At 66.9% G+C, this 22,537-nt stretch carries 20 protein-coding genes; 6 read left to right on the top strand and 14 right to left on the bottom strand.

Features of this window, described 5'->3' with window-relative positions:
* Positions 1-216: 216 nt before the first annotated feature.
* Positions 217-1,290, top strand: a complete 1,074-nt coding sequence (locus tag N5D91_RS16835) for a lipid A deacylase LpxR family protein (protein WP_125893453.1) — start codon at positions 217-219, stop codon at positions 1,288-1,290.
* Between the two features lie 163 nt (positions 1,291-1,453).
* On the opposite strand, the gene N5D91_RS16830 is transcribed toward N5D91_RS16835, so the two are convergent.
* The 9 genes from N5D91_RS16830 to N5D91_RS16790 all read right to left on the bottom strand — a co-directional run bounded on the left by N5D91_RS16830 (position 1,454) and on the right by N5D91_RS16790 (position 13,397).
* Entirely contained in the window at positions 1,454-2,674 is a 1,221-nt protein-coding gene (locus tag N5D91_RS16830; protein ID WP_049447834.1) for a D-alanyl-D-alanine carboxypeptidase family protein, read from the bottom strand.
* A 100-nt stretch (positions 2,675-2,774) separates the two neighbouring features.
* Positions 2,775-4,049: a septal ring lytic transglycosylase RlpA family protein gene (locus N5D91_RS16825; protein WP_180855317.1), complete on the bottom strand. Its 1,275-nt coding sequence runs from the start codon at positions 4,047-4,049 to the stop codon at positions 2,775-2,777.
* On the bottom strand, positions 4,046-5,191 hold the full coding sequence (gene mltB / locus N5D91_RS16820; RefSeq protein ID WP_180855318.1) for a lytic murein transglycosylase B: 1,146 nt from the start codon (positions 5,189-5,191) through the stop codon (positions 4,046-4,048). The genes N5D91_RS16825 and mltB overlap by 4 nt, the downstream gene beginning before the upstream one ends.
* Positions 5,192-6,330: 1,139 nt before the next feature.
* Complete coding sequence (gene rodA, locus N5D91_RS16815) at positions 6,331-7,410, bottom strand: rod shape-determining protein RodA (RefSeq protein WP_176433130.1); 1,080 nt, start codon at positions 7,408-7,410, stop codon at positions 6,331-6,333.
* Between the two features lie 138 nt (positions 7,411-7,548).
* Positions 7,549-8,661: a rod shape-determining protein RodA gene (rodA, locus tag N5D91_RS16810; protein WP_032130317.1), complete on the bottom strand. Its 1,113-nt coding sequence runs from the start codon at positions 8,659-8,661 to the stop codon at positions 7,549-7,551.
* On the bottom strand, positions 8,658-10,739 hold the full coding sequence (gene mrdA / locus N5D91_RS16805; RefSeq protein ID WP_180855320.1) for a penicillin-binding protein 2: 2,082 nt from the start codon (positions 10,737-10,739) through the stop codon (positions 8,658-8,660). Before mrdA ends, rodA (N5D91_RS16810) begins: the two co-directional genes overlap by 4 nt.
* Before the next feature lie 3 nt (positions 10,740-10,742).
* Positions 10,743-11,228 carry a rod shape-determining protein MreD gene (gene mreD, locus N5D91_RS16800; RefSeq protein WP_110713734.1) on the bottom strand — a complete coding sequence of 162 codons (486 nt, stop codon included), beginning with the start codon at positions 11,226-11,228 and terminating at the stop codon, positions 10,743-10,745.
* The gene (mreC, locus tag N5D91_RS16795) at positions 11,225-12,229 is read right to left on the bottom strand and encodes a rod shape-determining protein MreC (RefSeq protein WP_110713736.1); all 1,005 of its coding nucleotides are present in this window, start codon (positions 12,227-12,229) and stop codon (positions 11,225-11,227) included. The genes mreD and mreC overlap by 4 nt, the downstream gene beginning before the upstream one ends.
* A 121-nt stretch (positions 12,230-12,350) precedes the next feature.
* A complete protein-coding gene (locus tag N5D91_RS16790) occupies positions 12,351-13,397 on the bottom strand; it encodes a rod shape-determining protein (RefSeq protein ID WP_005419402.1) in 1,047 nt (348 codons plus the stop codon).
* Between the two features lie 283 nt (positions 13,398-13,680).
* On the opposite strand from N5D91_RS16790, the gene N5D91_RS16785 reads away from it, so the two are divergent.
* Positions 13,681-14,619, top strand: a complete 939-nt coding sequence (locus N5D91_RS16785) for a carbohydrate kinase family protein (protein WP_134951036.1) — start codon at positions 13,681-13,683, stop codon at positions 14,617-14,619.
* A 102-nt stretch (positions 14,620-14,721) separates the two neighbouring features.
* On the opposite strand, the gene N5D91_RS16780 is transcribed toward N5D91_RS16785, so the two are convergent.
* From N5D91_RS16780 to ubiE, 4 genes are all read right to left on the bottom strand, one after another.
* Positions 14,722-15,345 (bottom strand): HAD family hydrolase, encoded by a 624-nt coding sequence (locus N5D91_RS16780; protein ID WP_180855330.1) that lies wholly within the window; start codon positions 15,343-15,345, stop codon positions 14,722-14,724.
* Positions 15,345-16,076, bottom strand: a complete 732-nt coding sequence (locus tag N5D91_RS16775) for a hypothetical protein (protein ID WP_008265071.1) — start codon at positions 16,074-16,076, stop codon at positions 15,345-15,347. The genes N5D91_RS16780 and N5D91_RS16775 overlap by 1 nt, the downstream gene beginning before the upstream one ends.
* Positions 16,077-16,201: 125 nt before the next feature.
* A complete protein-coding gene (locus tag N5D91_RS16770; RefSeq protein WP_180855322.1) occupies positions 16,202-18,130 on the bottom strand; it encodes a M1 family metallopeptidase in 1,929 nt (642 codons plus the stop codon).
* Positions 18,131-18,302: 172 nt separating this feature from the next.
* A complete protein-coding gene (gene ubiE / locus N5D91_RS16765; protein ID WP_005411082.1) occupies positions 18,303-19,064 on the bottom strand; it encodes a bifunctional demethylmenaquinone methyltransferase/2-methoxy-6-polyprenyl-1,4-benzoquinol methylase UbiE in 762 nt (253 codons plus the stop codon).
* A gap of 81 nt (positions 19,065-19,145) precedes the next feature.
* Here ubiE and N5D91_RS16760 point away from each other — a divergent pair, with 81 nt between their 5' ends.
* The 4 genes from N5D91_RS16760 to N5D91_RS16745 all read left to right on the top strand — a co-directional run bounded on the left by N5D91_RS16760 (position 19,146) and on the right by N5D91_RS16745 (position 20,944).
* Complete coding sequence (locus N5D91_RS16760) at positions 19,146-19,598, top strand: nucleoside deaminase (RefSeq protein ID WP_153854546.1); 453 nt, start codon at positions 19,146-19,148, stop codon at positions 19,596-19,598.
* Between the two features lie 199 nt (positions 19,599-19,797).
* The gene (locus tag N5D91_RS16755) at positions 19,798-20,058 is read left to right on the top strand and encodes a hypothetical protein (protein WP_049399251.1); all 261 of its coding nucleotides are present in this window, start codon (positions 19,798-19,800) and stop codon (positions 20,056-20,058) included.
* A gap of 74 nt (positions 20,059-20,132) precedes the next feature.
* Entirely contained in the window at positions 20,133-20,459 is a 327-nt protein-coding gene (locus N5D91_RS16750) for a hypothetical protein (RefSeq protein WP_110713742.1), read from the top strand.
* Positions 20,460-20,521: 62 nt separating this feature from the next.
* Positions 20,522-20,944, top strand: coding sequence for a low affinity iron permease family protein (locus tag N5D91_RS16745; RefSeq protein ID WP_164161506.1), 423 nt, complete (start codon positions 20,522-20,524; stop codon positions 20,942-20,944).
* Positions 20,945-21,086: 142 nt separating this feature from the next.
* On the opposite strand, the gene smeF is transcribed toward N5D91_RS16745, so the two are convergent.
* Positions 21,087-22,487: a multidrug efflux RND transporter outer membrane subunit SmeF gene (gene smeF, locus N5D91_RS16740; protein WP_162622097.1), complete on the bottom strand. Its 1,401-nt coding sequence runs from the start codon at positions 22,485-22,487 to the stop codon at positions 21,087-21,089.
* Positions 22,488-22,537: the final 50 nt, after the last annotated feature.

The raw sequence follows: 22,537 nt of genomic DNA, 5'->3' as shown, positions 1-22,537 counted from the left end.
CAACGTCAAACAGTGCACCGGTGAGTCGCTGCGTTGCAGCTGAACGGCCGTTCAGCATTGGCCGTTGCCCCTTGGGGCGCCGCAGGACAGTGCAGGATTGTCTTCACGAGACAATGTCGTTTTCGGAACAGACAAGTGATTCGAACGCGCTCGTTCCATCACGCCCGCACGAGTACCGTGTCGCGGCATATAACGACAGACAGAAAAAACCTCCACATGAGCCCCCCTTCCCAACGCCGCCTTGCAGCCCTCGGGCTGTCCGGCCTGCTGGCTGCTGCCCTCCCCCTCGCCGCCCAGGCGGCCGAACAATGTGGCCCGGACGCGATGCGCGACCACCCTCCGCAGGTCAATTTCCGCGTTGACAACGACCTGTTCGGCGGCCGCCACCAGGACCAGGGCTATACCAATGGTGCACTGTTGACCCTGGTCTCGCCCAATCTGGTCGATTACACCGACGACCCCTGCCTGCCACGCATGGCCCGCTGGGTGAACCAGTACCTGGAAGGGCTGCATCCGGGCAAGTTCGAACAGCAGAACATGATCTTCAGCATCGGCCAGGGCATCTTCACCCCGACCGATTTCAGCCGCAGGGACCTGATTGAGGACGACCGCCCTTACGCCGGCGTACTGATCGCAAACTTCGGTTTCAATGCGCGCAGCGGCGACCGCCTGCAGACCACCCAGCTGACGCTGGGCGTGGTTGGCCCGTGGGCACAGGGCAAGCAGGTGCAGAATGCCGTGCACGAAGTGCTGGGCGACGAGAAATTCAAGGGCTGGGACAACCAGCTGCACAACGAGCCGCTGTTCATGCTGACCCATGAGCGCATGCGCCGCTGGCCGGGCGATGCCAGCGTCAATGCCGACGGCTGGGGTTGGGACGCGATCAGCCACTACGGTGGATCGATCGGCAACCTGGAAACCAAGGCCAATCTCGGCGGTGAAGTGCGCTTCGGCTGGAAGCTGCCGGACGACTTCGGCAGCACGCCGCTGCGCCCGGCCGGTGAGAACACTGCGCCGACCCGCGGCGGCCGTCCCAATGGCTGGTCCTGGCACCTGTTCGCGACCTCGGACGCCGCCTGGGTGATCCGTGACATCACGCTGGATGGCAACACGTTCCGCAACAGTCACAGTGTGGACAAGCGCCATGTGGTGGCCTACGGCGGCTATGGCGTGGCGGTGATGTACGGACGCTGGAAGTTCGCTGCGGCGCGTTACCACAGCACGCGCGAGTTCAACGGCCAGCGCGAAGCGCCGGTGTTCGGCAGCTTCACCATCAGCCGCTCGATGTAGGTAGGTGCCGACCGTTGGTCGGCACACCGGCCGGCATATCCGGATGGGTTCATGAGGAGCCGGCCAGCGGCCGGCACTACCCGCATCCGGGCCGAACCGGCATCCCGAAAACGGAAAAGGCCGGCTTTCGCCGGCCTTTTCCTTCACCACGCGGGGGCGTGGATCATTCCGATTCCCACCACATCCAGAAGCTGTCCCACAGGCGCTTGAAGAAGCCGGCCTGCTCGACCGCGGCCACGGCCACCAGCGGTGCCTCGGCGATGACCTTGCCATCCAGGGTGACCTTCACGGTACCGATCTGCTGGCCGGCGGTGAACGGTGCTTCCAGGGTCTTGGGCACGTCGATGCTCGGCTTCAGGTCGTTGTAGCGGCCGCGCGGCACACTCACCAGCATCGGCTGGGCCACGCCCAGCTGCACCTTGTCGGTGGTGCCCTTCCAGACCTTGTGCTCGGCCACGGCCTTGCCCGGCTCGTACAGGCGGTGGGTCTCGAAGAAGCGGAAGCCCCAGTTCAGCAGGGCCAGGCTGTCATCGGCACGCTGCTTTTCCGACGCACCGCCCAGCACCACGGCGATCAGGCGCTGGTCGCCACGCTGGGCCGAGCTCATCAGGCAGTAACCGGCTTCGGAGGTGTGGCCGGTCTTGATGCCGTCCACGCTGCCATCGCGCCACAGCAGCAGGTTGCGGTTCGGCTGCTTGATGTTGCCGACCTGGAATTCCTTGATCTTGTTGTACGCGTAGGTTTCCGGGTAATCGCGCACCATCGCGCGGCCCAGCAGTGCCAGATCGTAGGCGGTGCTGTGGTGACCCTGCGCGGTCAGGCCGTGGGCGTTGACGAAGTGCGAGTCCTTCATCCCGATCTTGGCGGCGTAGCTGTTCATCAGCGACGCAAAGGCTTCTTCGCTGCCAGCCACGTGCTCCGCCAGGGCGATCGCGGCGTCATTGCCGGACTGGATCGCCATGCCCTTTTCCATGTCTTCCAGGCGCGCGGTCTGGTTGACCGGGAAGCCGCTGTAGCTGCCGTCGGTACCGGCGCCACCTTCGCGCCAGGCGCGCTCGCTCATCATCACCTGGTCATCCGCACGGACCTTGCCGTTCTTGACCTCGGCAGCGATCACGTAGGACGTCATCACCTTGGTGATGCTGGCCGGGGCCAGCTGTTCGTGGACGTTCTCGCCGGCCAGCACCTGGCCGGTGGCGTAATCCATCAGGACCCAGGCTTTGGACACGCTCGGCGCCGGGGCCGGCGGAGTGGCAACGGTAGCCGGGGCAGCAGCGGCGGCGGCGGGCGCCGGCGTAGCCGGGGTCGGCAGCGGCGTCTGGGCGGAAGCCAGGCCGACCACCAGGGTGGCGGCCAGGGCGGTGGCGGCGGAACGGAAATTCATTGGACAGCAGGCTCCAGGGGACGGCCGGGAATGGAGGGTGGAACGTAGCGGCCATTGTAAGGCCGGGGCAGCATGGGCCGGCAGCACCGGTCCGGGTGGATCAATCCTTGACGATCTGCGGCGAACCCAGGCCCAGACCGGCGATGCGGCCGACAAGTTCCGCGGCACTGGCATGGTCGCTGGCGGGAACGCGCAGGCGGAACAGGGTACGGCCACCGGCGGCGATGTCGCTGATGGTCGCACCGACGATACCGGCGGCATTGAGCTGGCCCATCGCGCGGTTGGCGTTGTCACGGTTGGAGAAGCTGGCGACCTGCACCATGACCGCGCCCACCACCTGCTGCGACAGGCTGGGGCTAGCTGCCGCGGTGCGGACCGGTGCCGGCGCAACGGCGCGCGGCGTGGTGCTGGCAACGACCGCCGGAGCCGGTGCGTATGCGGTGCTGCGCACCGGCGGTGCACTCGGCGGCAGGCTGCTGACCGCCACGTCCGGCACGGTGCTGGCCACGCCCTGGGTGGTGGCCGGCTGGCCACGCGCCGGCATGCCATCGGCCGGCAGCCCCTTGACCAGGCGATCGATGTCGCTGTCGGCGGCAGCACGTGCGGTCGGTGCCGGGCGCGCACTGGCTACAGCGCTGGCGGCGGCCGCTTCGGCGGCACGACGCTCGCGGCGCGACGGCTTCTGCGCCAGCAGGTTGCTCTCGCCCGGCTGCAGCGCGCGCACTTCGACGTTGCCGGTACCGCGCTGGGTGATGCCCAGTCGCACGGCGGCGGCATAACTGAGATCGACCACACGACCATCGTGGAACGGGCCACGGTCGTTGACGCGCACGATCACCGACTCACCGTTGTCGAGGTTGGTCACGCGGGCGAAGCTGGGCAGCGGCAGCGTCTTGTGCGCAGCGGTGAACTGGTACATGTCGTAGACCTCGCGGTTGGAGGTCAGGCGCCCATGGAACTTGGCGCCGTAGTACGACGCAGTGCCACGCTCGACATAGTTGCGGGTGTCGTCGAGCACTTTGTACGACTTGCCCAGCACCACGTACGGCGTCTTGTTGCCGATCGCCGACCGCTCTTCCGCGGTCACTTCCGGTTCGGGGATGCAGGCCACGTTCGGAATGTAGTCCGGGGTGCTGTCGCGCACGCCCGGCTTGTACAGGCCACCGGCGGTGTAGTTGCCGCGGGTGCTCAGGTCTTCCTTGGCCGCCGCGTACGGCGAGCCTTCCGGGCAATGTGCCGGGCGCGAGCCACGGCCCTGCACCAGGGTGCCGCCCGACTTGCCACCATGGCCGGCCGTGGCCGGCTTCTTCGGCGCGCTGCTGCAGGCAGCCAGCGCGAGGACGATCAAGCCTGGGACCAGCCATCTGATGTTCATGCCGGGGGCAGCTCCTGTCCGGCGATGGCCTGGGACAACTGGAACACGGCCATCGCGTACATCTTCGAGAGGTTGTAGCGGGTGATCGCGTAGTAGTTCTGGAAGCCCAGCCAGTACTGCTTGCCGGTGCTGCCTTCAAGCGTGATCGGGGTGGCGGTGGCACCCGGCTGCACCGCAGCGCTGGGCTGGTAGCCGCGCTGCGCCAGGTCGGCCAGCGACCAGGTCGGCATCCATTCGGTCGGATTGAACTCCTCGCGGCCCGGCGCCAGCGTGGCCGGCACGGCCACCTGCCCGCCACGCACCCAGCCGCCCTTCTTCACGAAGTAGTTGGCGATGGACGAGAACACGTCGTCGTAGCTGGTGAACAGGTCGCGACGGCCATCGCCATTACCGTCCACGGCGTAATCGAGGTAGCTGGACGGCATGAACTGGCCCATGCCCATCGCGCCGGCATAGCTGCCCTTGAGCGTGGTGATGTCCAGGTTTTCTTCGCGGCCCAGCTCGAACAGCTTGGCCAGCTCATCGCGGAAGAACAGCTCGCGGCGCACTTCGCGCTCCAGCTTGGCCGGGTCGCCACTGCGCGGGTAATAGAACGCCAGCGTGTACAGCGCATCGAGCACGCGATGGCTGCCTGCATTCTTTCCGTAGCTGGTTTCCACGCCGATGATCGCCACGATTACTTCGGCCGGCACACCGGTGCGCTGCTGCACGCGATCCAGTTCGGCACGGTGCTGGGCCAGGAACGCGCGGCCGCCATCGATGCGCGCCTTGCTGATGAACATCGGCCGGTATTCGTTCCACGGCTTGACCCGTTCGGCCGGGCGCGACATCGCGGCGATGATCGGTTGGCGCACCTGCGCCTGGTCGAGCACGCTGCTGATCTGCTCCGGCTTCAGGCCATAGCGCTTGGCGGTATCGGCAATGAAGCGGGCCCGCGCGACTTCGAACGGTACCGGGGTGAGATCGACCGGCGGCGCAGTGGCGGCGGTGGCTTCGGGCGCCGCCTCTGCCGGGCCATGGGCCTTGGCGGCGGGCTGGCGCGGCGTACTGCTGGCCTGGGGCGAAGACGGTGGGGACTTCGGCTGGGTCGCGCAGGCGACCAGGCCGAGGGTGAGCATGCAGGCCAGAGTGCGTCGAATCATCGTCGCAGGTTAGCAGGTCATGGATGAATTAAAACCCCTAACACCATGAATCACAACGATTTGCCTGCAAGCAGCGGGAAATGTGAAGACGTCGTGATCACCCTTCCCCATTCAGATAGAGGTTGCCGGTTGCGTCCCCATCCCCGCAGACGCAACCGGCGACCGGATCCGGTCGGTACCTGCACGGCTGCCGCTCCCCAGTGGCAGTGCTCCGCGCTCCCTGTACCCGTTGGATCAGTACTGCTTCCCGCCCGACGCCCCCTCGCGCTGCATCGATTGACGGCGCGCCGTGCCGAACGGGCCGCCATTGTGCAGGCCGATTACGACAAGTCCATTGATCAAGATCAACGCGCTGTAAAAGTGTGAACCAGCTAACGTTTTTTGCGGACTTTGGTCAGTGGGTGTGCTGCCATGCATCGTTGTGAGAACGCTTCCACAACGGGCGTTGCGCAGAGTCAGGAAGGTTCCAGCCAACGGCGCAGCCCCTCGTGGGTGGAATTGGTCGCTGAAAGCCGGATTGCTGAGGGCTGGCCGGGTGGGTGGGCACTGCGGGGACGCCGTGAACCCATCCATGGGGGCTTGGCCGCGGCATCCATGCCGCGGACACCCCGCACTGCCCACCCACCCGGCCGCTGGCAGATTCCGTGTTCGTCCACCCACGGAAAAGAAAAAGAAGATCAAAAGCAAAACCAGCTTGGCCGCCCGCTTCATTGCTTCCTGTAGAGCCGAATGCTGCGGCAGGAGCCGCTGCCAACGTCGCCCATGGCGACGGCCCGAAGGGTGCCGGTCAGGACGACCGGCATAGCCTTGCTCGGCTCACGAACAAGCGCAGCGCCGCGACCCGCTTTTGATCTTCTCTTTCTTATCCGTGGGTAGACGCGCACGGAACCTGTCCGTGGCCCGGTAGATGGGCTGCGCAGGGGCGTGAGCCGCATGGGCCCGAGGCATGCCTAGGGCGGGTTGGGCAGGACGCCCAACCCGGGTCTTGCCGTGTGCGCAGGACAGCGCACACGAGCAAGCGGCGACCGAGCTTACATGGACGTACTTGCAGCGTCCCCTGCGCAGCCCATCTACCCGGCCCCACCCATGAACTGCTTTGCGCGCCCCCCCACGAGGGGCTGCGCCGTTGGCTGGGAACCCTATCCCCCGTGTACGGGCCGGTGCCCACGTACGGCCATCACCAGTCCGATGCCGGCCAGCAGCGAGACCGCCGAGGTCCCGCCGTAGCTGATCAGCGGCATCGGAATGCCCACCACCGGCAGCAGGCCAGAGATCATTCCGCCATTCACCAGCACATAGACGAAGAACGCCAGCCCCAGGCTGCCGGCCAGCAACCGCGCATGCGTGTCGCGCGCGTGCACTGCGATCCACAGGCAACGCCCGACCACGAACAGGTACAGCGCGAACAGCGTCGCCACGCCGATCCAGCCGAACTCCTCGGCCAGCACCGAAAACGCGAAGTCGGTGGTGTACTCGGGCAGGAAATCCAGCGTCGCCTGCGTGCCCTGCCCCCAGCCACGCCCCTCCCAACCACCGGAACCGATCGCGATGCGCGACTGCAGGATGTTCCAGCCGGTGCCAAGCGGGTCTGCTGCCGGGTCGAGGAAGGTCAGTACGCGATCCTTCTGGTACTGCCGCAACAGGCCGAACCAGGCCAGTGGCGCGGCCACCGCCAGCCCTGCCGCGCCGGTGGCCACCCAGCCCCAGTGCAGGCCCGCCAGCAACAACGCGAACACGCCGCTGGCGGTGACCAGCGTGGCGGTGCCGAGGTTGGGCTGCATCAGGATCAGCACGGCGGGAACGCCGATCAGCACTGCGGCCGTCAGTACCGTGCGTGGCGACGGTGGCAGCGGTTGCCGATGCAGGTACCAGGCCATCATCAGCGGCAGGCTGAGCTTGAGCAGCTCGGAGGGCTGCAGGTAGAACACCCCCAGGTTGAGCCAGCGCTGCCCGTACTTGCCGGTGCCGATCACGTACACCGCCATCAGCGGCAGCATCGACAGCGCGTACAGCGCCGGTGTCCATGCGCGCAGGCGCAGCAGCGACACCCTCGACAGCAGCCACATCGCCAACAGGCCACCGGCGAAGCGCGCCGCCTGCCCGCCCACCGGGCCGGACACGCTGTGCAGCACCGCCAGGCCTGCGGCCATCAGGATCAACAGCGCGATGAGCAACGGCAGATCGATCGTGCGCACCGCCTCACGGCAGCCGCCAAACATTCGTTTCCAGTCCACGCGCAGCACGGTAACAACGGGCGCTTGCGTGAAGCTGTCAGGGTGCTCCTGCTCTCCGTCGCCGAGCTCTGGGGTCAGATCCCTTTTTCCTGTGGAAAAAGGGATCTGACCCCGACGCCGGACTCAACCGTAACCGCCATGCACCGGGTTGTGGCTGCGCACCGCCATCACCAACCCGAAGCCGGCCAGCAGCGAGACCGCCGAAGTGCCGCCATAGCTGATCAGCGGCATCGGCACGCCCACCACCGGCAGCAGGCCCGAGATCATCCCGCCGTTCACCAGCACGTAGACGAAGAACGCCAGGCCGGTGGCGCCGGCCAGCAGGCGCGAATAGGAATCGCGCGACTGGCTGGCGATCCACAGGCAGCGCCCGATCACCACCAGGTACAGCGCCAGCACGGTGGCCACGCCGATCCAGCCGAACTCCTCGCTCAGCACCGAGAACGCGAAGTCGGTGGTCTGCTCGGGAATGAAGTTCAGATGCGACTGCGAGCCCTCGCCCCAGCCCTTGCCATCGAAGCCGCCGGAACCGATCGCGATCTTCGACTGGATGATGTTCCAGCCGGCTCCCAGTGCATCCATCTCCGGGTCCAGGAACATCATGATGCGGTCCTTCTGGTACGGCCGCAGCAGCCAGAACCAGGCCACCGGCGCGACCGCAGCCACGCCACCCACGCCCAGCCCGACCCACCACCACGGCAGGCCTGCCAACAGCAGCACGAACACGCCGCTGGCGGCGATCAGCACACCGGTACCGAAGTCCGGCTGCAGCATCACGAGGCCGGTCGGTACGCCGATGATGACCAGGGACACGAGCACGGTATTGAAGCGCGGTGGCAACGGCATCTTGTGCAGGTACCAGGCCACCATCATCGGCAAGCTGACCTTGAGCAGCTCGGCCGGCTGCAGGTAGAAGAATTTCAGGTCGAGCCATTGCCGGCCGTATTTGCCGGTGCCCAGCACGAACACCGCCAGCAACGGGATCATCGAGATCGCGTAGATCATCGGCGTAGCCGAACGGATGCGCAGGATTGGTACCCGTGAGATGCCCCACAGCGCAGCCATGCCCACTGCGAAGCGCGCGCCCTGGGCCATCACCAGGCCGTCGCCACCGGCACTCTTCAAGGTGGCCAGGCCGATCACCATCAGCGCGCCCAGGGCCAGGCACAGTACCCAGTCCAGCGTGCTGAAGAAGCGGCGCAGCATGTCGCCGGCCCAACGCAGGAACACTCTCATCGTGCGGGCTCCGCGGTGGTCGGGCGTGGCGTGGCCGGCAGCGCGGCGGCGGCCGGCGTCCCCGGCTGCGGTGCGGGTGCGGGTGCCGGTTCCGGCGCAGGCACGCCAATCAGCACGGGGTGTTCCCCCAGTTGTGCCGCAGCAAGGTCACCGGCCTGGCGCGCGCCCACATCTTCGTTGTCGAATGCGGTTGCACCGATGGCGGTGGTGCCGCGCTCGCTGTCCAGCGGCTGCATGCCTTCAGGCATCTTGCCCAGCAGATAGGCGTCGAACACCTTGCGCGCGATCGGCGCGGCCGCCGAACCGCCGTAACCGCCGCCTTCCACGGCCACCGCAATCGCGATCACCGGGTTCTCGACCGGTGCGAAGCCGACGAACAGCGCGCGGTGGCGCAGGTGCATCGGCAGGCTCTTTGGATTCACCGCCGCCGTGCCCTTGCGACTGATGACCTGCGCGGTACCGGTCTTGCCGGCCATCACGTACGGTGCACCCACCGCCACGCGCCAACCGCTGCCGCCGGGCCGCATGGTCGCCATCATGCCCTCGCGCACGGCCTGCACGTTGTTGGGGTTGGGGCTGACCGGCTTGCTCTCGCCTGCCGGCATCGCCGACCAGTCGCTGTCGAATCCGTCGCGCTGCTGGATCACCAGGTGCGGGGTGCGCAGCTGGCCGTCGGCCAGACCGCTGACGCCGCGCGCCAGCTGCAGCGGGGTGACCTTCCAGTCGCCCTGGCCGATGCTGATGTTGACCGTATCACCGGGATACCAGGCTTCCTTGCGGCTCTTCCGCTTGTAGGCCGGCGACGGCAGGATGCCGCCGATCTCACCGGTCAGGTCGATGCCGGTCGGCTGGCCGAAGCCGTAGTACTCCATGTAGTGGTCGAAGCGCTCGATGCCCAGGTCCAGCGCCAGCTTGTAGTAGTAGGTGTTGACCGATTCGGCGATGGACTTGCGCAGGTCGGTCCAGCCGTGGCCGCCACGATGGGCGTCACCCCAGCCGCGCGAGGTCCCCGGCAGGTAGAACATGCCGGTGGACAGCACCTTGTCCTCCGGGCGGCGCACGCCGGAATCCAGGCCGGCCAGGCCGATCAGCGGCTTCAGCGTGGAACCGGGCGCGACACCACCGAGCACCAGGCGGTTGAACTGCGGCCGCGACGGATTTTCGTTCAGCGCCTTGAAATCGGCATGCGAAATGCCGTTGACGAACAGGTTGGGGTCGTAGGACGGCAGGCTGACCATCGCCAACACCTCGCCGCTACGCGGGTCCATCGCCACTGCCGAGCCTTCCTGGTCGCCAAAGGCGGCCACCATGGCGCGCTGCAGGTCGGCGTCGATCGACAGCCGCAGGTCGGCACCGGACTGCGCGGCGACGCGACCGATAGTGCGGATCGCACGCCCCTGCACGTTGGTCTCGACCTGCTCGTAGCCGACCTTGCCGCGCAGCTGCTGCTCGTAATAGCGCTCCAGGCCGGATTTGCCGATGTGGGTCAGCGCGGCATTGCCTTCGCCGAGGATCTCCAGGTCCTTGTCATCGACGCGGCCGACGTAGCCGATGATGTGCGCGAACAGATCGCCGTACGGGTAGCGCCGGGTCAGGTAGGGCTCCAGCTCGACGCCGGGGAAACGCCAGCGGTCGACGGCGAAGCGCGCCATCTCCTCGTCGCTCATGCGCAGCTTCAGCGTGACCGGCAGGAACTTGCGGCGCGCCTTGCGCGACTTGTTGAACGCTTCCAGTTCTTCCGGGCTGATGCTGATGATCTTCGCCAGCCCCTCGAGGGTGGCATCCATGTCCTTGACCTTGTCCGGGGTCACGTCCAGGCGGAAGGCCGGCACGTTCTCGGCCAGCAGGCGGCCATTGCGGTCGTAGATCATGCCGCGCCCGGGCACCACCGGCCGTGGCTTGATGCGGTTGGCTTCCGAGCGCGTGGCGTAGACGTCGTGGTCCAGCACCTGCAGCTTGAAGTACCAGCCGCCCAGGCCCAGCAGGCAGACCAGCACGCCCAGGAAGCCCAGCGCCGCACGACGGCGGAACTGTTCGGCTTCGGCATGCGGATTCTTGACCTGGCGGCGCGGGATCATGGCTCAGCGCCCGCGCTTGCCGAAACGCACCGCGTCCAGCAGCACGAATACCAGCGGCCACAGGCCCATGCCCAGCAGCGGTGCCCACCAGTACGACCACGGCAGGGTCGGCTCATCCACCACGATGTGGACCAGCGCGCTGACGATGCGGTCGTTGAACAGCAGGCCGCCGATGGCGAGCATCTGCTGCGACATCGGGAAGAAACGGATACGGGCACGGAAGCGCTGCAGGATGAAGGCCAGCATCACCAGCCGCAGCGACTGTTCACCGAGTACCCCACCGTACAGCAGATCGGCGATGACGCCGCTGGCGAAGGCAATGCCCAGGCCAACACGCTCCGGCGCTTCGATCACCCAGTACGCGAGCACCAGCGCCAGCCAGTACGGACGCAGCGGCTGCAACAGCGCCGGCAACGGCAGCAGGCCCAGCAGCAATGCCACCACCAGGCTGGCCGGCAGCACCCACGGATTGTCGCGCAAGCGGCTCATCGCTGGGCCTCCGGCGTGGTCGGCACTACCGTAGCGCCGGCTGGGGTGGAGCCCCCTTGTTGTTCAAGGGGGCGCGCCAACGGCGCGGGGTTAAGGGAGGATGCGCGGGCCGGTTGCACCGAAGGTGCAGTCGGCTGCAATTCGCTGGCCGCAGGCAAGCGAATTGCCGCACCCGGGCGCAGCAGCAACACGTCGCGGCCGCGGTCGAGCTGGGCCGCCGGCTTCAGCTCGCCAACCAGGAAGGCATGGGTATCGTCCGGACGCAGGCCGGTGATGGTGCCTACCGGGAAGCCGGCCGGGAAGCGGCCGCCGAGGCCGGAGGTGACGATCTCATCGCCCACTTCCACGCCAGCGCTGAGCGGAATGTCGCGCAGTTCCAGTTTGTCACCGCGGCCGTACACGATCAGGCGCACGCCGTTGCGGGCCACGGTCACCGGCACCGCGTGGTCGGGGTCGGTCAGCAGCAGCACGGTGGAGGTGCCGCCGGTGACGCTGATCACCTGACCCATCAGGCCGCCGGCATCGATCACCGCCTGGCCGACATGCACACCTTCACGACTGCCAGCGTCGAGCACCAGACGCTGCTTCACCGGGTCCAGGTCAATGTCCAGGATCGGTGCCAGCTGCACGTCCAGGCCGCTGCGCTCGGCCACGTTCAGCAGCTCGCGCAGCTGGGCATTGTCCAGCGCGGCGGTCTGCAGGCGGGTCAGGCGCGCGTTGGCCAGCAGCAGCTGGTTGCGCAGTTCGCGGTTCTCGGTGACCAGCTGGGTGTGGCTGGCAGCGGAATCCTTGACCTGGTTGCCGAGCTTGCCGGGCAGGCCAGCCAGTGCCCATACCGGCTGCACCAGGCTGTTGGCCTGCCCGCGCAGCTGCGCAAGCCAGCCGGCCTGGTCGTCGAGGACGATCAGGGTGATGGCCAGTGCGAGATAAGCCAGCAGACGCAGCGGGCTGGCGGCATCACCGGATCGGGAAGCAACGGGAGGTCCGGCGTAGGGCGGCACGGCGACGATTCAACTGGCAGAAGGCGGAAGGGAAACACGCGGACGCCCCGCCGGTGCCGGCCTACCCTCATGGTGGGCCGCACCCCGGAGGGGCGCTGCGGGCGCAGGCAGCCGGGACAGCTTATTCCGGCGCAAAGAACTCGTTGCCGTGCATGTCCACCAGCTCCAGCGCACGGCCACCGCCGCGGGCCACGCAGGTCAGCGGATCGTCGGCCACCTGCACGTGCAGGCCGGTTTCCTCGGAGATCAGGCGGTCCAGGTCGCGCAGCAGGGCGCCACCACCGGTCAGCACGATGCCGCGCTCGGCGACGTCGGCGCACAGTTCCGGCGGGGTCTGCTCCAGCGCCAGCTTGACCGCGCTGACAATGCCCGACAGCGGTTCGTGCAGGGCCTCGAGCACCTCGTTGGAGCTGATCTTGATCATCTTCGGCACGCCCTCGGCGAGGTTGCGGCCGGAGATTTCCATCTCGATCACTTCCGCCTGCGGGTAGGCACAGCCCAGCTCGACCTTGATGCGCTCGGCGGTGGCTTCACCGATCAGCATGCCGTGGTTGCGGCGCACGTAGTTGGTGATCGACTCGTCGAAGCGGTCGCCGCCGATGCGGACCGAGGCCGAATAGACGATGCCGTTGAGCGAAATCACCGCAACTTCGGTGGTGCCGCCGCCGATGTCGATGACCATCGAGCCACGGGCTTCGGTGACCGGCATGCCGGCGCCGATCGCGGCGGCCATCGGTTCTTCGATCAGGAACACGTCACGGGCACCGGCTTCCTCGGCCGATTCCTTGATCGCGCGGCGCTCGACCTGGGTCGAGCCGGCCGGCACGCAGACCAGCACGCGCGGGCTCGGGCGCAGCACGCGCGACTTGTGCACCTTCTTGATGAAGTGCTTGAGCATCGCCTCGGTGTAGGTGAAGTCGGCGATGACGCCGTCCTTCATCGGGCGGATGGTGGTGATGTGGCCCGGGGTACGGCCCAGCATCTGCTTGGCTTCGGCGCCCACGGCTGCCACCGAGCGGGTACCACCGATGGCACGGTCCTGGCGCACGGCCACGACCGACGGCTCGTTCAGCACGATCCCCTGCCCGCGCACGTAGATGAGGGTGTTGGCCGTGCCCAGGTCGATGGACAGGTCATTGGAGAACATGCCACGGAGTTTCTTGAACATCTGAGGAAGGAGTCCTGAGGGGTGTCGTGCCCGCCGCGGGATGGCGAAAAAATGGGCAGAAATCGAGGCCGACAAGCCTAGCAACCCGCCTGCCGCCGAGCAAGGAAAAAACTAGCTGAACCCGCGTCTTCACAGGCTTTCGGCCTGATCGGGTCTCACCCGGTTCTGGCCCTGAGCGGCACCAGCGGGTAACCTTTGCGCCGTCGGGCGCCCAAGGGCGCCGTTTGCTTGCCCGCTGAACCGGGCCGGCCCACCCCAAAATTCACCGCATAGGCTTACATCGATGTCCGCTCTGATCTGTGGTTCTCTTGCCTTCGACACCATCATGGTGTTCCCGGACCAGTTCAAGAATCACATCCTGCCGGACAAGGTGCACATCCTGAACGTGTCCTTCCTGGTGCCGCGCATGCGCCGCGAGTTCGGCGGCTGCGCCGGCAACATCGCCTACAACCTGCACCTGCTGGGCGGCCAGCCGATCCCGATGGGCACCGTGGGTTCGGACTTCGGCCCGTACCGCGAGTACTTCGAAGGCCTGGGCATCGACCTGACGCGCGTGCGCGTGATCGATGAGCTGTTCACCCCGCAGGCGTTCATCACCACCGACCACGACAACAACCAGATCACCGCCTTCCACCCGGGCGCGATGATGCGTTCCTACGAGAACCACGTGCGTGGCGTGCCGGGCGTGACCCTGGGCCTGGTCGGCCCGGATGGCCGCGAAGGCATGATCCAGAACGCGCAGGAATTCCACGAAGACGGCATTCCGTTCATCTTCGACCCGGGCCAGGCCATGCCGCTGTTCAACGGCCCGGAGCTGCGCGCCTTCATCGACCAGGCCGACTACGTGGTGGTCAACGACTACGAGTCGAACCTGCTGCAGGAACGCACCGGCTGGGACGAGAAGGAGATCGTCAGCCGGGTCAAGGCCTACATCACCACCCGCGGCCCGAAGGGCGCAGTCATCCACACCCCGGAAAAGAGCTACGACATCCCGCCGGCGCACGAGCGCCGCGTGGTCGACCCGACCGGCTGTGGCGACGCCTTCCGCGCCGGCCTGATCTACGGCATCCAGAAAGGCTACGACTGGCTGACCATCGGCCGCATGGGCAACCTGATGGGCGCACTGAAGGTCGAGCACCCGGGCACGCAGAACCAGCGCTTCACCTTTGACGAGTTCAACGAGCAGTTCAAGCAGCAGTTCGGTTACGCGCTGGGCGCGTAAACGAACTGCCCGCGCACCCGCTCGGTGGGTGTCGACCGTGGTCGACACGCTGTGCCCTGGTAGGTGTCGACCTTGGTCGACACTGCCGGCCAGCGGCCGGCACTACCCCCTGCGCTGCCAGGCGGCCAACAGGTCGCGGCAATCGGCGAAATGCCAGTCGGCACGGCCCGGCCACGGGTTCTCCGGCAGATTGACCAGCACGGTGTGCGTGCCCGCGGCGCGGCCGCACTCCAGGTCGTAGGCGTGGTCACCGACCATCACCGCCTCCGACGCTGCGATGCCCCAATGCCGCAGGTGCTGCTGCAGCCCATCCGGTGAGGGCTTGGGCACCGCTTCATCGCGACCAATGATGTCGGCATCGTCGAACAGCTCCCCGACCCCGATCGCGTCCAGGGTCAGCTTCGCCAGCGCATGGTCGTTGCGGGTCAGGATGCCCAGCCGGCAGCCAGCCGCCGCCAGCGCGCGCAGCAGCTTCACCGCGCCCGGTGCCGGCAGCGCGTCCTCGGCCAGCGTGCGCTCGTGTTCCAGCAGCCACTCACGCTTGGCCTGCGCCGATGCGTCCGGCAGCGCCGCGATGTGGTCGAGGATGTCTTCCTCCGCGGCGATCTCCAGCGCGCGGCGGATCGCGGCGAAGTCATGCACGGCCACCGTCAGTGTGCCGTCCATGTCGAACACCCAGTGCCGGATCGCGGACAACGCGTGCACTGCGCTGCCCGCCGCGATCATCACTGCCACCACTGCGGCATGCGGCTGGCGTCGACACCACCGGTTTCGAACACGGCAGTACGCGTGCCGCCGGCCTTGACCGGGAACTCGATGCTGATCGACTTGCCCTTGCGCGCCAGCTTCCACAGCGCCTTCTGGTCGGTGATGAACAGCGCGATGGCTTCATCGGTCTTCGGGCGCCAGGCTGCCATCGACACCGGCTTGCCGTCGTCCACGGTCACCTTCACCGTGCACTGCGGGCAGCGGAAGTCGCCGGCCTGCAGCACCAGGTAGGCATGCCGCTTCCACTCCGGGTGATCGCGGAACACCAGCTGCACCGGCTTGGCGCCGCTGCCGTCCACGTCCACCCGTTCCTTGCTGTAGATCTGCGCCGAAACCTGGTTGCCCTTGTTGCCCACCGGGATCTGGTTGTACTGCCACAGCGCCTGCATGCGGCGCAGGTCGCGCGCGGCATCGCCCTTGGCCTTGACCTCGTCGAAGCCTGCGGCGATGCGCTCGGCGGCGGCGGTGTCCTTGTACTGGTCCAGCAGCGAGGCGCCATGCAGGCGCGCACGCTCCCAGTCCTGCGCGGCCACGGCCATGTCGTACTGCTTGGCCACGTCTTCGGCCTTGGCTTCCTTCTGCGCCTGCACGGCGGCTGCGGCGGCTTCCTGCGCCTTGCGTTCTTCCTCGGGGTTGCTGCAGGCAGCCAGGGCCAGGGTGCAGGCGGTGAGCAGGATCAGTCGTTTCATGGCGGAGGTCCTTGGTGTTTTCGTATTCTTGTAGAGTCGAGCCATGCTCGACTGCTGTTGAAGAGCCAGTCGAGCATGGCTCGACTCTACAAAGAAAAGCGCCGGGGGATACCCGGCGCGTCTTCTTACTTGGCTTCGGCCTTGGCCAGCATGTCCTGGACCGAGGCGGTAGTGATCGGGTGGTAGCCCGGCTTGGCCTTTTCGAAGGCCTGCTTGGCCAGCTCCAGACCCTTCGGCGTCTTCACCAGTTCGGCGTAGATCGGCAGGATCAGCTTGCGACGACCGACGCGCTCGATGAATGCAGCCGCCCCTTCATTGGCCTGCTCGTAACCGCTGCGGATCGCCAGCGGGTACCAGCGCATGGCGATCTCGCCATTCGGGGTGCCGGTGAAGTGGAACGCCTTGTCCAGCGTGGCCAGCTTGTCCAGCGGCTGGGTCGCACCCAGGCCGTCGATGAAGCGCACCCATTCCTGCGTGCTCCAGTCAGCGATGACCTGGCTGCTCGGCACGGTGCCGGCGCTGGCGAAGGCGATGCGTGCGGTATCCACGCTACTGAAGTTGCGCGACTGCGCCTTGGCCGCGAACGCCGGAATACCCGGCTCGTCCAGCCACGCCTTCAGTTCGGCTTCCGTCACTGCAGACGGGTTCTTCGGCAGCAGCTTTTCCTTCATGTAGGCAACGAACTGATCAGTGTTCGCGCTCTGGAAGGCGTGGTCATCGAACCAGCCACGCAGGAACGGATCGAAGGTTTCGCGGCCGAAGCGCTGTTCCAGGAATTCCAGGAACCACGCACCCTTGACGTAGGCCACCTGGCTGAGGGCTTCATCGGGATCGCGCTCGTTCAGCGGCGGCAGCGCCAGCGCCTGGTCGGCCGGGCTCATGTCCTTCACTTCGGCCAGCAGGTCGGTCTGGTCGATCTGCTTCTCCATCTCGGCCATCTCCTTGCCGTACAGGGCTTCGGTGATGCGGCCCTGGACGTAGGTGGTGAAGCCTTCATTGAGCCAGATGTCCTTCCAGCTGGCGTTGGTCACCAGGTTGCCCGACCAGCTGTGCGCCAGTTCGTGGGCCACCAGCGAGACCAGCGACTTGTCGCCGACGATCACGGTCGGGGTAGCGAAGGTCAGGCGCGGGTTCTCCATGCCGCCGAACGGGAACGACGGCGGCAGCACCAGCATGTCGTAGCGGCCCCAGCGATATTCGCCGTACAGCTTCTCGGCGGCACCGATCATCTTCTCGGTGTCTTCGAATTCCTTGGCGGCCTTGTTGACCATGGTCGGCTCGGCCCAGACGCCGGAGCGGCCGGAGATCGGCTCGAACACCAGGTCGCCGGCGGCGATGGCCAGCAGGTACGACGGAATCGGCTGCGGCATCTTGAAGGTGTAGTCACCGTCACGCGCCGCCTTCGGATCGTTGTCGGCGCTCATCAGCACCATCACGTCCGGGCGCGAGACCACGTGCGCGCTGTAGGTGAAGCGCACGCTCGGGGTGTCCTGCAGCGGCACCCAGGAACGGGCGTGGATGGCCTGCGACTGGCTGAACATGAAAGGCAGCTTCTTGCCTTCGGTCATCGACGGCGCCAGCCACTGCAGCCCCGAAGCGGTCGGTGCGGTGTGGTAGGTCACTTCCACCTTGGCCGGCTGTTCCGGGGTCTCGATGGTCAGCTTGCTGCCGAATACTTTGTCGGCCGGGGCCAGCGCGAACTGCAGCGGGCTGCGCGCGCCATCGGCGGCAACGGCCTCGACCTTGGACACGGTCAGCTCGCGGGTGTCGAGCACCAGCTGCCTGGCGTCCTTCTGCTTCCATTCCAGGGTGTAGGTGGCGGTGCCGCCGATCTGCTTCTGGTCGAAGTCCAGCTTCAGATCCAGCGCGATGTCCTTGATGACGACCTTGTCCGGCTCGGCGTACGAGCTTTCGTCGTGGCTGCGGTTCTCGGCGTTCACGGGGGCGGCGGGGGCCTTGGCGGCAGTCGGGGCGGCGGCGGGCGCGGCCGCCTCCTGGGAGCAGCCGGCGGCCAGGGCCACGGCCAGCGGAAGGAGCATCAGCGGATTACGCATGAATCGGGACCGTTACGGGGATCAGACCCCCAATGGTAACTCCCTCCGGCCCCGCAGGCGTTGCGCGGTGCGGGGTAATGGCGGGCGGGGCCGATCCTGCGCCTGCGGCGCATGCCAACCAAGGTTGGCATCCACAGGTAGCGCCGGGCCATGCCCGGCGGCCCCACACGCTTTACAGCTTGTAGCCGGAGTGGATCGAAACGATGCCGCCGGTCAGGTTCTTGTAGTGGCAGCGCTCGAAGCCGGCCTGCCCCATCATCGCCTTCAGCTCATCCTGCGGCGGGTGCTTGCGGATGCTCTCGGCCAGGTACTGGTAGCTGTCCGAATCGTTGGCGAACAGCTTGCCCAGCTTGGGCAGGATCTTGAACGAGTGGAAGTCGTAGATCGGCTTGAACCAGTCGGCGGTGACTTCGGAGAATTCCAGCACGCGGGCCTGGCCGCCGACCTTCAGCACGCGGTACATCTCGCGCAGGCCGGCGTCCTTGTCGGTCACGTTGCGCAGGCCGAAGGCGATGGTGACCAGATCGAAGCTGTTGTCCGGGAACGGCAGGGCTTCGGCGTTGCACTGCACGTAGTCCAGGCCGAGCACCAGGCCGCGATTGGTCAGGCGGTCACGGCCGACCGACAGCATGCCGGCGTTGATGTCGCCCAGCACCACCGAGCCCTCGGCGCCGACGCGCTCCTTCAGCAGGGCGGCGATATCGCCGGTGCCGCCGGCCAGGTCGAGCACGCGGTCGCCCGGCTTCACCTGCGCGGTGGCCACGTAGTAGCGCTTCCACGCCCGGTGCACACCCAGGCTCATCAGGTCGTTCATCAGGTCGTAGTTGCGCGCGACCGAGGTGAACACCTGGCCGACCAGCTTCTGCTTGTCCTTGGCGGCGACGTCGCGGAACCCGAAATGGGTGGTACCGGCTTTGTAGGGGGATTCGCTCATGGCGCCGATTATCGCACCGCCGGGGGCCAGCGGCACCCCCTGCCCGTATCATGGCGGGCCACGACTTACCGGAGCCCCCGCATGATCACCACGCCCGACTACCAGGCCCTGCTGCAGACCGCCATCGCCGAAGCCCGCCAGGGCCTGGCCGAGGGCGGCGTGCCGATCGGCGCGGCGCTGTACCACAACGATGGCCGCCTGCTCGGCTGCGGCCACAACCGCCGGGTGCAGGAAGGCGACCCCTCCGTGCACGGCGAAACCGACGCCTTCCGCAAGGCCGGCCGCCAGCGCCGCTACCAGGACACCATCATGGTCACCACGCTGGCGCCTTGCTGGTACTGCTCGGGCCTGGTGCGCCAGTTCAACATCGGCACCGTGGTGGTGGGCGAATCGCGCACGTTCCAGGGCGGCATCGGCTGGTTGCGCGAAAACGGCGTCAACGTGATCGACCTCGACAACCAGGAATGCGTCGATCTGCTCGGCGGCTTCATTGCGCAGCATCCCGAGATCTGGAACGAAGACATCGGTGAATGAGCACCACGCAGTGTGCTGTTGAACCCGCTTAATGAACGCTTCAGTGCCGGCACGCCCTAGTGCCGGCAGCGTTTGCGGCGCCAGCCGTGAACCCGTGCACAGTCAGCCGTGCCCCGTGCACACGCTGCGGTAACACCCCGCCCCAGCGTCGCGCCTAGGGTGGGGCTACCGGGACCTTCCTTCCCCGGCGGAGCCAGCCATGTGCGCGCACGCCGTACGCCCCACGCCCGACCCGATCCTTGACGCCATCCGCAAGCGCCTGCAGCAGCAGTTCGCGCTGCATCAGCGTGGCGCCCGGTTCTGGACCGCTTACCAGGGCCTGCAGCTGGAACTGGTGCGCGGCCATCCGCTCGAACACGAACGCCTCTGCAATGCCATGGCCGACATGGCCGAAGAGATGGGCGCGGTCGAACATGCGCAACTGATAGGCAATCGCAACGCCGGCTGCACATCTCCCTGACGCGGTATCCACCGGGGTCCGGGCCACACTGCGATGAACCCCCACTCCCATCCACTTCAACCGATTGGATCGACATGCACGCCGAAGTCCCCACCATTCCCCCGGTCATCAATGTTGACGCTGAGCTTGACCACTGGCGCCGCCAGCATGCCGACGGTGCATTGGCGCACAACTCGTTCGGCTCGTACGTACCGTGGATCAAGTTCGCCTGCGATTCGCTGATCACCCAGCCGCGCGCCAGCAATGCGCAGCGCGACGAGATGTTCCAGACCCAGTACGCGCTGCAGATCATGCCGCGCCTGAGCGAAGCCCAGGCCCGCGAATTCGTCGACCGCTGCTGGCAGCACGTCTACCAGACCAGCCCGATACGGCTGCAGGACGCCCCGCGCCTGCGCGCCTGAGCTGCACGGCGCCTGCACGAGCCGCTGCCGATCATCCTCGTCACCTGAGTGGGACGACGACGATGAAAGCACGCAACCTGTTCAATACGATCGCCAAGAAGGCCGCGGCCGCCACCGGATCGCCGTGGACCTTCCTGGCCGCAGTGGCGATCGTGGTGATCTGGGGCATCAGCGGCCCGGTGTTCGGCTTCAACGATACCTGGCAGCTGGTGATCAATACCGGCACCACGATCATCACCTTCCTGATGGTGTTCCTGATCCAGCACACGCAGAACGCGGATACCGCCGCGATGCAGATCAAGCTGGACGAGCTGATCCGCGCGACGGCCGAAGCCAACAACGAACTGTTGGATCTGGAAGAACTGGACGAGGAGCGGCTGGAGGAGATCCGCCGCGAGTACGAGCAGATGGCGCGCGAAGCCGGCGACGCGCTGGCGCGGGTACGCGCCTGCCACGTCCCGCACCGTGACGACGAAGCGGTGTAGCAGGCCCCGGAATGACAATGCCGGCCCGCGGCCGGCATTACCATCGATCTCCAGGTAGGTGCCAACCGTGGTTGGCACAGGGTCAGCCGCCTGCGCTGACGCATTCGTGCCAACCACGGTTGGCACCTACCAGAAGCGCTGCTTACCCGCGCTCGTGCCAGCCGCCGCCCAGCACCTTGTAAAGGGTGATGCGGTTGGCCTGCTGGGCCAGCTGCGCCTGCAGCTGGGTCTGCTGCGCGTTGTAGGCGGTACGGCGCGCATCAAGCAGGGTGACGAAGCTGTCCAGGCCTGCGTCGTAGCGTGCCTGCGACAGGCGGTTGGCCTGTTCGGCCGCTTCCACCAACCGCTGCTGTGAACTCACCTGCTCATCCAGGCTGACATTCAACGCCAGCGCATCGGCGGTTTCGCGGAAGCCCACCTGGATCGACTTCTCGTACTGCGCCAGCGCGATGTCACGGTCCGCGTTGGCGATGGCCAGGTTGGCGCGCAGCTTGCCACCCTGGAAGATCGGCAGCGTGATCTTCGGCAGGAAGCTCCACACGCGGGTGCCGCTGTCGAACAGGTTGGACAGTTCGCTCGAACCACTACCGATGCTGCCGGTCAGCGAGATGCTCGGGAAGAACGCCGCGCGTGCCGCACCGATGTTGGCGTTGGCCGCCAGCAGTTGGTGTTCGGCGGCCATGATGTCCGGGCGCTGCAGCAGCACGTCGCTGGGCAGACCGGCCGGCGGCGGTGCCAGTGCCAGCAGCTGCGGTTCGATGCTGTCCGGCAGCAGTGCCGGATCCAGCTGGCCACCAGCCAGCAGCGCCAGAGCGTTGCGGTCCTGGGCCAGCTGCCCGCGCAGGCGCGCGGCATCGGTACGCGCGGTCTCGACCAGGGTACGGGTCTGGGTCAGCTCCAGCGCCGAACTGCCACCACGCTCGTGGCGGGCCTCGGCCAGACGCAGCGAATCCTCGTAGGTCTTCAGCGTGGCATCGGCGATCTTCAGCCGCTGCGCATCAGCCCCATAGGTCAGCCACGCGGTGGCGGTCTCGGCCACCAGGCTCAGCTGCGCGTTGCGGCGGTTGGCGGCCACGGCGAAGTACTGCTGCAGCGCCGCTTCACTGAGATTGCGCACGCGGCCGAACAGGTCCAGCTCGAACTCGGCTACGCCGACACCGGCGGTGAACTGCTCGGTGACACCGGCGTCGGTACCACGGCGGTCCATCTGGCCGGTGACGGCCACGCCGGGCACACGGTCGGCGCGCTGTACGCGGTACTGGCCGCGCGCGCGTTCAACGTTGAGTACGGCCACGCGCAGGTCGCGGTTGTTCTGCAGCGACTGGTCGATCACCTGCTGCAGGCGCGCATCGGTGAAGAAGTCGCGCCAGCCGACGGCAGCAACATCGGCCACCTGACCCTGCGTGGCCTCGGCCGGCCACTGCGCCGGAATGGCCGGAGCAACGGCGGTGTTCTTCGGCACCAGGGTGGAGCAGCCGGCCAGCGCGAGCGCGGCGGCAATGGAAAGGAACAGGGATGCACTTTTCATGGGAATGACTTCCATCGGTACTGCCAGATGGCAGGAGGCAATGCCGGCCAACGGCCGGCATTACC

Origin of the sequence: Stenotrophomonas sp. GD03794, assembly GCF_029842145.1 — a bacterium.
Classification (GTDB): domain Bacteria; phylum Pseudomonadota; class Gammaproteobacteria; order Xanthomonadales; family Xanthomonadaceae; genus Stenotrophomonas; species Stenotrophomonas riyadhensis.
This window is presented reverse-complemented; position numbering and strand designations above follow the sequence as displayed.